Below are 767 nucleotides of genomic sequence, written 5' to 3'. Positions count from 1 at the left end.
CCGTCGGACCCGGCGGCGGCCCCGGGGTGGTGGTGAGCGTGATGGCCCCCAGGCGGCGCAGGCGCTCCGTGCGCAGGCGTCCGCCCTCCCAGACGGTGCGCTCCTCCTCGGCCAGCCAGGCCCCGGCCAGCTCCAGGGCCGTCTGCTCCTCGAGGGGCGCCGCGGCCCGGATGAGCGCGTCCCCGCGCCCACCGGTCAGGTCGACGCCGGCCACCGCCAGCCACTCGGACTCCGCCAGTGCCGAGCCCGCCGGCAGGCGCAGCCCGGTCCCGGCGACGCTCGCGTAGTGCGCCTCCTTGCCCGCCTGCGGGGCCGGCCCCCGACGTCGAGCGATCCACTGCGGCTGCGCCGTCCCGGCCACCAGTGCCACCGCCGACTCCAGGTCGGCCGACGCGGCGCCCTCACCGTCCCCGAGCCCAGGAGCATCCCCGCCGATGTCGCCGGGTCGGCCAGTCTCCTCCCGGCCGTGCGTCGCGCCCGGTGCCTGCGGTCCACCGCTCGCGGCGGCCGGATCCTCGGGCCGTCCGGAAGTCTCCCGGCCGTGCCCGGTGCCCAGCGAACCGGCCGCCCCTGTTGCGCCCGGTGCCTGGGGGCCACCGCTCGCGGAGGCCGGGTCCTCGGCGCGCCCCGACTGCTCTAAGACGGCGCGCCGGCAGGCCTGCTCCAGTCGGCGGGCCTCCGTCTTCCAGGCCCCCGACCCGGCCCCACCGCCGCGTACCTGCCTGGCCAGGGCGGTCAGATCCCCGCCGGGCGCGCGCAGGTCGGCG

General features: G+C 79.7%; 1 pseudogene. It reads right to left on the bottom strand.

Annotated features, from left to right (window positions below):
• Positions 1 to 767: pseudogene (locus RIV14_RS13675) on the bottom strand (hypothetical protein); the annotation flags it as partial.

It is taken from the genome of Actinomyces acetigenes, from assembly GCF_031296635.1.
GTDB classification, from domain to species: domain Bacteria; phylum Actinomycetota; class Actinomycetes; order Actinomycetales; family Actinomycetaceae; genus Actinomyces; species Actinomyces acetigenes.
This window is presented reverse-complemented; position numbering and strand designations above follow the sequence as displayed.